Source organism: Crystallibacter degradans (assembly GCF_012952295.1).
Lineage (GTDB): Bacteria > Actinomycetota > Actinomycetes > Actinomycetales > Micrococcaceae > Crystallibacter > Crystallibacter degradans.
On the sequence record NZ_JABBCH010000022.1, the window covers coordinates 48,109 to 58,398 of the forward strand.

12 protein-coding genes are annotated in these 10,290 nt (G+C 64.9%); 8 read left to right on the forward strand and 4 right to left on the reverse strand.

The window, feature by feature from the left end; genetic code table 11:
- Positions 1–125: 125 nt before the first annotated feature.
- A complete protein-coding gene (gene serB, locus HGO92_RS21060) occupies positions 126–1,019 on the forward strand; it encodes a phosphoserine phosphatase SerB (RefSeq protein ID WP_169998365.1) in 894 nt (297 codons plus the stop codon).
- A gap of 119 nt (positions 1,020–1,138) precedes the next feature.
- On the opposite strand, the gene HGO92_RS21065 is transcribed toward serB, so the two are convergent.
- Positions 1,139–1,891 (reverse strand): SDR family oxidoreductase, encoded by a 753-nt coding sequence (locus HGO92_RS21065; protein WP_169998368.1) that lies wholly within the window; start codon positions 1,889–1,891, stop codon positions 1,139–1,141.
- Between the two features lie 152 nt (positions 1,892–2,043).
- Positions 2,044–2,766, reverse strand: a complete 723-nt coding sequence (locus HGO92_RS21070) for a beta-ketoacyl-ACP reductase (RefSeq protein WP_139003589.1) — start codon at positions 2,764–2,766, stop codon at positions 2,044–2,046.
- Between the two features lie 154 nt (positions 2,767–2,920).
- Here HGO92_RS21070 and HGO92_RS21075 point away from each other — a divergent pair, with 154 nt between their 5' ends.
- Genes HGO92_RS21075 through HGO92_RS21085 form a run of 3 tightly spaced genes read left to right on the forward strand, consistent with a single transcriptional unit; the run spans position 2,921 to position 4,599 of the window.
- Positions 2,921–3,457 carry a DUF3099 domain-containing protein gene (locus HGO92_RS21075; protein ID WP_169998370.1) on the forward strand — a complete coding sequence of 179 codons (537 nt, stop codon included), beginning with the start codon at positions 2,921–2,923 and terminating at the stop codon, positions 3,455–3,457.
- Positions 3,454–3,702, forward strand: a complete 249-nt coding sequence (locus HGO92_RS21080; RefSeq protein ID WP_440915792.1) for a hypothetical protein — start codon at positions 3,454–3,456, stop codon at positions 3,700–3,702. Before HGO92_RS21075 ends, HGO92_RS21080 begins: the two co-directional genes overlap by 4 nt.
- Before the next feature lie 3 nt (positions 3,703–3,705).
- A complete protein-coding gene (locus HGO92_RS21085) occupies positions 3,706–4,599 on the forward strand; it encodes an SURF1 family cytochrome oxidase biogenesis protein (protein ID WP_169998372.1) in 894 nt (297 codons plus the stop codon).
- Positions 4,600–4,626: 27 nt separating this feature from the next.
- On the opposite strand, the gene abc-f is transcribed toward HGO92_RS21085, so the two are convergent.
- Positions 4,627–6,225, reverse strand: a complete 1,599-nt coding sequence (gene abc-f / locus HGO92_RS21090) for a ribosomal protection-like ABC-F family protein (protein ID WP_169998374.1) — start codon at positions 6,223–6,225, stop codon at positions 4,627–4,629.
- A gap of 194 nt (positions 6,226–6,419) precedes the next feature.
- Here abc-f and HGO92_RS21095 point away from each other — a divergent pair, with 194 nt between their 5' ends.
- From HGO92_RS21095 to ypfJ, 4 genes are read left to right on the forward strand one after another with little or no spacing between them, the layout of a single operon-like run.
- Positions 6,420–7,082 (forward strand): biotin transporter BioY, encoded by a 663-nt coding sequence (locus HGO92_RS21095; RefSeq protein WP_169998376.1) that lies wholly within the window; start codon positions 6,420–6,422, stop codon positions 7,080–7,082.
- 1 nt (position 7,083) lies between these two features.
- Complete coding sequence (locus HGO92_RS21100; protein ID WP_169998378.1) at positions 7,084–7,791, forward strand: energy-coupling factor ABC transporter ATP-binding protein; 708 nt, start codon at positions 7,084–7,086, stop codon at positions 7,789–7,791.
- Positions 7,788–8,411 (forward strand): CbiQ family ECF transporter T component, encoded by a 624-nt coding sequence (locus HGO92_RS21105; protein ID WP_169998380.1) that lies wholly within the window; start codon positions 7,788–7,790, stop codon positions 8,409–8,411. Before HGO92_RS21100 ends, HGO92_RS21105 begins: the two co-directional genes overlap by 4 nt.
- A 37-nt stretch (positions 8,412–8,448) precedes the next feature.
- Entirely contained in the window at positions 8,449–9,354 is a 906-nt protein-coding gene (gene ypfJ / locus HGO92_RS21110; protein ID WP_169998382.1) for a KPN_02809 family neutral zinc metallopeptidase, read from the forward strand.
- A 5-nt stretch (positions 9,355–9,359) separates the two neighbouring features.
- Here the strand turns inward: ypfJ and HGO92_RS21115 are convergent, their stop codons facing one another.
- The gene (locus tag HGO92_RS21115; RefSeq protein WP_169998384.1) at positions 9,360–10,142 is read right to left on the reverse strand and encodes a Pr6Pr family membrane protein; all 783 of its coding nucleotides are present in this window, start codon (positions 10,140–10,142) and stop codon (positions 9,360–9,362) included.
- Between the last annotated feature and the right edge of the window lie 148 nt (positions 10,143–10,290).

Genomic DNA, 10,290 nt, shown 5'->3' on the forward strand with positions numbered 1-10,290 from the left:
GTAGACATTAGGCTAAAAGCCGTAGCATTCGCCAAACGCTACGCCGGTTACCGATGATGGGATCCGGCACATTTCCCCGTAGTTTATCCGTCCGGCCCCGCCGTGAAGACAAGGATCTATCCCGCATGCTCTCGCTTTTCCGCGTTGTTTCCTACGGCGTCGAACTCCCCGACGACTACCTTGCCGCCGTCCAGCACGCCGTGTCCGAAGCCGGCGGGGACATTGTGGAACTGGAAAACTTCAAGAACGACCGCTTCAAGGCCACCATACTGACCGTCGGGTACGACGGCGATACCGCCGCCGGTCTCTCGGCGCTGCGGGCGGCGGTCAAACCAGTGATCACCGAAACCTTGGGAACGGCGGTCATGCCGGCCGAACTGGCGGGACCGCACCGGAAGATGCTGATCATGGACGTGGACTCCACGCTGATCAAGCAGGAAGTGATCGAGCTGCTGGCCGAGCATGCCGGCACCCATACGGAGGTCGCTGCCGTGACCGAAGCGGCCATGCGCGGCGAACTGGACTTTGCCCAGAGCCTCCATGCGCGGGTGGAGACGCTGCGGGATCTGCCCGTGGACGTGACCGAGCGGGTCCGGGAGACGGTTCAGCTCTCTGACGGAGCCGCCGAGCTTGTGGAGGCATTCCTGGACGCGGGCCATGTTGTGGGGGTGGTATCCGGCGGCTTCAGCCAAATCCTCGACCCGCTGGCCGCGGAGCTGAAACTCCATTACTGGCGGGCCAACCTGTTGGGTACGGCGGAAGGTGCGCTGACCGGACTGGTGGATGGCGCCGTCGTCGACCGGGCTGCCAAAGAAGCCTCGCTGCGCGAGTGGGCCGAGGCCGAGAACATCGACCTGGCACAAACCATCGCGATCGGTGACGGTGCCAACGACCTCGACATGCTGGCCGCCGCCGGCCTTGGCGTGGCCTTCAACGCCAAACCGGCCGTGCGCGATGCCGCCGACGCCGCGATTAACATCCCTTATCTGGACGTCGCCAGGCTCTTCGCTGGTGTCTGACCGGCTTCGAGAGGTTCCGGGTCTCTCCGGCGGCACCGCCTGGCAAACCGCTTAAGCAGCCGGCGGCTGCCGCGGAAATATTCCGCTGCAGCCGCCGGCTCAGGTCCCGGTTGAGAGACTCAGGCCTGGGCGTTCTGGAACCAGTCGGCTCCGCCGACCAGCTCGGTGTGTCCCGAAGGAACGTCCGCCGTCGCCATCCTGGCAATCTCCACGGCAAACTCCTCAACCGAATAAAGCTTTCCTGCCGCCTCACGGCGGGCCTCGATGGCCCCGGGCGCCGCGCGGTCCAGCAGCGTAGCGGTCACGGTGCCTTCGATCATGTCGCCGGAGACCACCACCAGCGAGATGCCCTTCTCCGCCAGCGTTGGCAGTTCGGCCCGCAAGGCGTCCTCGCCGGCCCGCTTGCTCCGGGCCACCGGCTCGTACTCGGGCATCGTGGGGACGGTGTCGATGAAGTGTGCCTGGTGGCTGGTGACGAAGACGACGCGCGAACCCGAGGGCATGACGTCCACGGCGGCCTTGAGCATGTTTACCTGGGCGTCACGGTTCAGGCGCATGGCGTAGTCCTCACCCAGCCCGGTCTCCATGCCGCCGGACGCATTGAGGACCAGCAGGTCCAATCCGCCGAAGTTTTCCGTGGCCGCGTCGACCAGCGCCTGCGCGCCTTCCGGCACGGTGAGGTCCGCCCCGACCGCCACAGCGCGGCCGCCGGCTGCTTCGATCTGCGTCACTACTTTGTTGGCACGGGGCGCCTTCTGGCGGTAGTTGATGACCACGGACGCGCCCTCCGCGGCGAGGTTCTTCGCTACGTCTGCGCCGATCCCGCGGGACGACCCCGTCACGATGGCCGATTTACCTTCCAATGCGCCCATGGCTGCTCCTCAATTTTTGCGGGGGGACTCCCCTGCGCCTCCTTGTAGGAAACGCTTAACGGTAATGGTTGTCTGCTTCCATACTGCCAGTCCGCGAAGCCGGACCTGTTGTAGGAAACCGACAAAGCGCAGCCGAAGCAGCCTGATCGGCGCTAGTGCCCCATGCCGAGGCCGCCGTCAACGGGGATGACGGCGCCGGAGATGTAGGCGGCCTCGTCGCTGGCGATCCAGCGGACCACATTGGCCACCTCCTCCGGTTCGGCGAAGCGGCCGGCGGGAATGCTGGCAAGGTAGCTCTTCTGGGTATCCTCGGGCAGTTCCGCCGTCATATCCGTGTTGACGAACCCGGGGGCCACCACGTTGGCGGTGATGCCGCGCGAACCGAGCTCGCGGGTCAGCGACCGTGCCATGCCGACCAGGCCGGACTTTGACGCGGCGTAGTTGATCTGGCCGGGCGAACCGTACAGGCCGACAACGGAGGAGATCAGGACAACGCGGCCCTTGCGCAACCGGATCATGCCCTTGGACGCCCGCTTGATGACGCGGAAGGCGCCGCCAAGGTTCGTGTCCACGACGTCGGTGAAATCGTCTTCGCTCATCCGCAGCAGCAGCGTATCGCGGGTGATGCCGGCATTCGCCACGACTACTTCCACCGGACCGTGGGCGGCCTCAACCTCGGTGAAGGCTGCGTCAAGGGATGCGGTATCGGTGACGTCGGCCTTGACGCCCAGCAGACCCTCGGGAACGTCACCGCTGCGGTAGGTGATGGCTACCTTATCGCCGTTGGCCAGAAAGGACTTGGCGATGGCCAGGCCGATCCCGCGGTTGCCGCCCGTGACCAGGACGCTTCGCCCGGTCTGCTGCTCGTTGCTCACATTTACCTCCGTTGAACGCGGTTTATTTCTAAAGAATCCTAGCCCTCTGCCGGCTGCGGACCCGCATGTGACCATACCCATCACGGCCATCCCGGCCATCGACTTCGTCTGGGTTCCGGCACGTGGGAGAATTGAAGTGGGTCTTTGGAGCGTGATGAATAAGCAGCCAGATGATGATCGGGAAGTCCTCAGCATTACGGATGTCCCCGAAAGCCACACAGACGAGATGCACCGTCGGATGGTCAAGTATTCCCTTGCGATGGGAATCCGCTTGGCCTGCCTTCTGCTGTTCTTTTTCATCGACGGCTGGGCCAGATGGCTCTTTGTTGCCGGTGCAGTCTTCCTGCCTTGGATCGCTGTCATCATCGCCAATGGCGGCAGCGACCAGAGCAATCTCAAGCACAGCGATGCGTTGCTGGACCGCGCACCCGCCGGCGAACTGGAGTCTGCGGAAGCCGCTGCGAAGGCCGCTGAGCCCGTGGTGGTGCCCGGCGAGATCATCGACGAGGAGCAGGAACCCGATACGGCGGCTGGCCAGTCCGCCCCCGGAGAAGGAGCGGGACGGGCAACCGGTTCGGAAACCATTCACCGGCGTGCGGGTCCTGCCGCACATGTTCATGATAGCTATGAGGTCTTCGAGGGCAATCTGAGCCCGGTGACGAAGCGCCGGAAGGACGAAAGCGCCGCGTGAGTATTTTTGACCAGCTATCCGGAGTCGGGCAGCCAATGCCGGCTGAGACCGTGTGTTCCAGAAAGGGCTGCCGCGCTGCTGCAGTCTGGCAGGTGCGGTGGAACAACCCCAAAATCCACACGCCCGAACGGCGGAAGGTCTGGCTGGCCTGCGAGGACCACCGCGGCTGGCTGGAAGACTATCTCAAGCTGCGCGGGCTGTGGCGCGATACCCAGCCCCTGGACGCTCCGGTAGAGGGAAGCTAACCGATGTACCGTTTTCTGTTCAGCGCGAAATGGCTGGGCTGGCTCCTTCTGGTCGCGGTCCTCGCCTCTGTCTGCGTTCTGCTGGGCAACTGGCAGATGGACCGCAGGGACCAGGCCCATGACGTGATTACCGCGATTGAATCCAATTACGACGCCGACCCTGTCGATTTTGAGGCCGTGCCGGATATCTTCGCCGAAGCCGACGACGCTGATGAATGGACGCCTGTGGTGTTGCGCGGCGAGTATGACCAGGCCGGCCAGCGGGTTGTGCGCAACCGGCCGCTCAACGGCCGTCCCGGATACGAGGTCCTGATCCCGTTGAAGCTGGATTCAGGCCCGGCGGTCATTATCAACCGCGGTTGGCTGCCGATCGGCAATGACGTGGCCGGCCACCCGGACACGATCCCGGCAGCCCCGGAAGGTGACGTCACCGTCGTCGCACGCGTCAAGCCGGGCGAGTCGTCAGTGGACCGCGGGGCCCCGGAGGGTCAGCTGGCATCGATCCAGCTCGACGAGTACGCAGCCGAGCTGGGGTACCCGGTCTTTACGGGAGGATACGGCTTGATGGCGGCCGAGAATCCGGCCCCGGCTGAACGTCCCGCCCTCATGCCCAAGCCGGCGATCGATGAGGGTCCGCACCTGTCCTACTCCATGCAGTGGTACGCCTTCGGTGTGCTGTTCTTCGTCGGCTACGGCTATGCCGCACGGCAGCAGGCAAGAATGGACCGGCTGCAGGAGGAAGATGAAGAAGCCGGCTACCACGAAGCCAATCCCGCTCCGCGGCCGGCAGCGCAAAAGCGTTCCCGCAAGCGCCCTAGCGCCGAGGAAGAAGAAGACGCCGTGCTGGACGCCCAAGGGTTCCGCACGGATGGTTCGCTGCTGAGCGAGCGGGACTAGGCCCGCCGCCGGCGGCCGTAAAGTACGCTATGCGAGCGTGACCAGGTCCAGATAGCTCTCGTTCCAGAGGTCCTCCACGCCATCGGGCAGCAGGACAACGCGCTCCGGGTTCAGCGCTTCCACTGCCCCCTCGTCGTGGCTGACCATGACCACCGCGCCGCTGTAATTCCGCAGCGCGCCGAGGATCTCGGCACGGCTGGCCGGATCGAGGTTGTTGGTTGGCTCGTCGAGCAGCAACACGTTGGCCGAGGACGCAACAATGGTGGCCAGCGCCAAGCGGGTCTTCTCACCGCCGGAGAGTACGCCTGCAGGCTTGTTGACGTCGTCGCCGGAGAACAGGAACGAGCCCAGGATATTGCGCACTTCGGCGTCCTGCAGATCCGGGGCGGCCGTGCGCATGTTTTCCAGGACGCTGCGTTCGGTATCGAGCGTTTCATGCTCCTGCGCGTAGTAGCCGATCTTCAGCCCGTGCCCGGGAATGACCTCGCCGGTATCCGGTGAATCCACCCCGGCGAGCATCCGCAGCAGCGTGGTCTTGCCTGCACCGTTCAGTCCCAGAATCACTACCCTGGAACCGCGGTCAATGGCCAGGTCCACATCGGTGAAGATTTCCAATGAGCCGTAGGACTTGCTCAGTCCCTCGGCCGTCATCGGGGTTTTGCCACAGGGAGACGGGTCCGGGAAACGCAGCGCTGCGACCTTGTCGCTGGCACGTACGGCATCCAGTCCGCTGAGCAACCGCTCGGCCCGCTTGGCCATGTTCTGCGCTGCGACGGCCTTGGTGGCCTTGGCCCGCATCTTGTTGGCCTGGTCCATCAGCACCCCGGCCTTCTTCTCCGCATTCGCGCGCTCACGCTTGCGGGCACGCTCATCGGTTTCGCGCTGGAGCTGGTAGCGCTTCCAGTTCATGTTGTAGATGTCGATGGTGGCGCGGTTGGCGTCAAGCAGGAAGACCTTGTTGACGGTGGCTTCGAGCAGCTCGGTGTCGTGGCTGATCACGATCAGACCGCCGTGGTGGTTCTTCAGGAACTCACGAAGCCAGGTGATGGAGTCCGCGTCCAGGTGGTTGGTGGGCTCATCCAGCAGCATGGTGTCGGCGCCTGAGTACAGGATTCGGGCCAGTTCAACACGGCGGCGCTGGCCGCCGGAAAGAGTCTTGAGCGGCTGGTTCAGGATCCGCTCCGGCAGCGCCAGGTTGGAGGAAATCGCGGCCGCTTCGGCCTCCGCAGCGTAGCCGCCGCCTGCAAGGAACTCGGCTTCGAGCCGGTCGTAACTGCGCATAGCCTTGGCCTGGACGTCCGGATTCTCGCTGGCCATGTCGGCCTGTGCGGCGCGGAGTTTGCCGGAGACGACATCCAGTCCGCGGGCGGAGAGAATACGGTCACGCGCCAGCTGGTCCATGTTCGGCGTCCGCGGGTCCTGCGGCAGGTAGCCAATGTCTCCACTGCGGGTAACCTGGCCTGCGGCCGGAATGCCCTCGCCGGCGAGAACCCGGGTCAGCGTGGTTTTGCCGGCGCCGTTGCGGCCCACCAGCCCGATCTTGTCGCCCTTGTCCACACGGAATGACACCGCGTCCATGAGCAGACGGGCTCCAGCGCGCAGCTCAAGATCATTAACGGTAATCACAGGTAGGACCTCTTCAAGGGGAATATAAGGGGTTATAAGGGGATATGCAGTACAAGATGCTGTAGAAATCAGCCTTTCCAGTCTACCGGCCCGTATGACTTCGAAGGAAACCTGCAAACACTCCCTGCCCCGCAGGCGCTATTCTCGGTAGTTGGGGTAGACACGTTGTCCCCATGCCATAGAAGGAGCTTTCGATGCCGAAGCAGTCCGCCCACAATCGGAACCTTGTAGCCTCCGACGTCGTCGGCGGCTCCCCTGCCGCCGGAAACGCGCCGCGCCGCCGTTCCTGGAACGGCACAGATCTGGCCCTCATCGGCGTCTTCGCCGCGCTGACCGCCGCATCGATCGCGGTTCCCCCGATCCCGGCCGGCAATATCCTCGGTGTGCCCATAACGCTCCAGACCATGGTGGTTGCCTTGGCCGGACTGGTCCTCGGCGGCGCCCGCGCGTTCGCCGCGGTGGGACTGTATGTGCTGCTTGGCCTTGTCGGCCTGCCCATTTTCGCCGGCTACCAGGGCGGTCTGGGCGTGCTGGCGATGGGTTCGGCCGGTTACCTGCTTTCCTTCCCCTTCGCCGCTGCACTCATCGGGGTGCTGGCGCGGCCAGCGCTCCGGCGGGTCCGCAAGCTGACCACGCTGACCACGCTGTGGCTGTTCGCGGCTGCGACCGCAGGCACCGTCCTGACGCATCTGTGCGGGATTGCAGGCATGATGCTCAACGGGCAGCTGGCCTTCGGTGCTGCGCTGGTTGCCGACCTGCCGTTCGTCCCCGGGGATCTGGTCAAGAACGCCGCGGCTGCTGCGATCGCCGTCGGTATCCACAAAGCCTTCCCTGATCTGCTCCGCCGGCCACGCTGAGATGATCAAGTTCCGCGACGTACTGGTCCGTCCCGACTTCGCCGAAGACGCAGCCCCGATCCTGTCTGTGCCGCAGCTGGCGCTCGGGGAACAGCGCATCAGCATCATCGGCGCCAACGGCTCCGGTAAATCAACCCTGCTTAAATTGATCAACGGACTGGTCCTCCCCGACGCCGGAACCGTGGGCGTGGACGGCCGCGATACCGCAAAGCACGGGACGGCGGTACGGCGGAAAGTGGCCTTTGTCTTCACCGACCCTCTGTCCCAGCTGGTCATGCCCACGCCGCTCGAAGACGTCGAGCTGTCGCTGAGGCGGACCCACCGCAACCGTACCGACCGCCGGAACGCGGCCATGGAAATCCTGACCGGCTTCGGACTCGCTGCCCTGGCCGACCAGAGCATCTACCAACTCTCCGGCGGGGAGCGTCAGCTGGCCGCCCTGGCCAGCGTGCTGGCGGTGGATCCGGATGTCCTGGTGCTGGACGAGCCCTCCACCCTGCTTGACCTGAAGAACACGCTGCTGCTGCGGGGCCGGCTTGCCTCGCTACCGCAGCAGGTCATCCTGGCCACCCACGACCTGGAACTGGCCCTGGACAGTGAACGAACCCTCGTCGTGGACTCAGGCACAGTGATTTACGACGGCGATCCGCCCGCCGCCGTGGACTACTACCGCAAACTCTGCGCGGGCATCCGGGAGCGGACGCCGTGAGAGGGCGTGCCCACCTGATCAGCGCCTATGTACCGGGGCGCAGCTGGCTGCACCGGGCGCCGCTGCTGCTGAAGTTCCTGCTGCTTGCCGCGGCCGGCATCCTGGTGCTGGCCCTGCCCGGTGCCCTCTCCCGCACGGCGGTTCTGGCCGTCGTCGTTGTCCTTCATGTAGCCGCGGGCCTTCCGGTCCGGAAACTGGTGACGCCGCTGCGCGCCATGTGGCTTTTCCTGCTGGTGGTGGTCGCCTACCGCTGGTGGGTCGACTCGCCGGCCGGGGCCCTGGCTGTGGTAGCGGCCCTGCTGACCTGCATCTATGCGGCCAATTTGCTGACCTCCACCACCGAGACCCAGCGGCTGCTCGACGGGCTGGTTGCGGCCGTCTCTCCCTTGCAGCGGTTCGGCGCCGATCCCGAGCGTTTCGCCCTGACTATCTCCTTGATGCTGCGGAGCATCCCGTACCTGCTCGGGTCACTGCACGACGTCCGGGATGCGGCCAAGGCCCGCGGGCTTGGCTCTTCCCCGCGCGCCATCGTGCAGCCCGTCATCATCGGCGCGGTGGCTTATGCCCGGCAGACCGGAGACGCCCTAGCCGCACGCGGACTCGGGGAAAAGGAACAATAGCGCCTCCACCGGCGGCCGGCGGCGCTATTCTAAGCCCATGAGTTTCAATCAGGGCTCCCGGCTGGACACGTCCCAGGTCCAGGACCGGCGCGGCGGCATGGGCGGCAAGATCGCCATCGGAGGCGGCGGATTGGTGGTGCTCATCGCCTCGCTTCTGGGGGTTCCACCGGAACTGCTGCAGGGGCTCGGACTCGGCTCCGGAACTTCAGTGCAGCAGGAGGCCACTGGGCCGGACAGTATCGCGGCCCAATGCGAAACCGGTCAGGATGCCAACGTGCGCCGCGACTGCCGGGTAGTGGGCACAGTCAACAGCCTCAACCGGTTCTGGGGCGAGGAGCTCCCCCGGTTCAACATGACGTATCCACGGCCGTCCGTAGTGCTGTTTGACGGTCAGGTCAGTACCGGCTGCGGCACGGCTTCCAGCGCCGTCGGACCGTTTTACTGCCCTGCCGATACCACTGCCTATTTCGACACCGGCTTCTTCGACCAGCTGACCGACCAGTTGGGCGCCGCGGAGGGCCCGCTGGCGGAAGAGTATGTGGTGGCGCACGAGTTCGGACACCACATCCAGAACCTGACCGGAGCCATCAATTACTCTCAGCAGGATCCGCAAGGAGCCGCCTCCGGCGCCGTCAGGGTCGAGCTTCAGGCAGACTGCTATGCCGGTGTCTGGGCCGGTAACGCCACCGAGCAGATCGATGAGACGACCGGCCGGCCTTTCATGCAGCCCATCGGCCGGGACGACCTCCGGGACGCGCTTTCGGCGGCTGCCGCCGTCGGCGATGACCGGATCCAGCAGGCCAGCACCGGCCAGATCAACCCCCACACCTTTACGCACGGTTCGAGCGAGCAGCGGCAGGCGTGGTTTGTCCAAGGCTACGAGACCGGCGATCCGGCGCAGTGCGATACCTTCGGCGGCACCGACCTGGACAACCCCTCGTAGCAGCTTCAGCCCGCCGACGGTTCGCCGGATTCACTCTTCCTGCTGTCGGTAACGCCGTCATCGTCAGGGCCGGAACCATCGTCGGGACCAAAGCCCGGGAGGTAGCCGTCCGGCTCCCGACCCATCCGGGCGTCGAGGAGCAAAAAGAGGAATCCGGACCCCAGCCAGATCAGCAGCAGCAACAGGCTATTAACAACGACGGCGGCAAACGGGTTGGCTGCCCCGTCGAACGGAGGATAGGGGTACCAGCCGGTGGCGGCGCCGCGGATCAGGCTACCAATGAGCCAAGCGGCGGGATAAACCAACGACCAGACTATGGTCTGCAGGCCGATCCGTGGGCGCGGCCCGAAGATGAGCCAGCCGGTCACCGTCAGCACCGGCACCGCATAGTTCAATATCCGGTCCGCCATTACCGCCGTGCTGCTGAGCGCGGTGAAGTCCGGCAGTCCCCGGAACACCGTGAACTGGAACAGGAATACGAGCAGGACGGCTATCAGAGAGACCGCGCGCACCGCTCGCCAGACCGGACCCGCCTCGCGGGCAGAGTCCATCAGCAGGCTCAGGGAGACAATGAAGACCAGCACACTTGCCTGGACACTGAAGTAGCCCAGATAGTTCCACCACAAGTGGGCCGGTTCAAGGGCGTAGGCGGGCGATTCGAGCATCGCGATGACCTGAAGCACCAGGCCGAGGACGGCGGCCAGCGCCACCACCCCGTGGTACATGCGTGCCACGAAAACCTCGTCGTACCGCCCGCCGGCGGATCTGGTCGCGGCGACTTCACCCATAAGTTTGATGCTAGCGCCGAAGGGCGAGTTCTAGCGATCGTTGCAACATCCCCGATATTCGGGAGTTTCCTCGATCATGCAACCGCTATCAATTCCAAGTTCTTCCTTAAGGGAAAAATCGGGTTCTTCGTCCGTGGGCCAGGCGGCC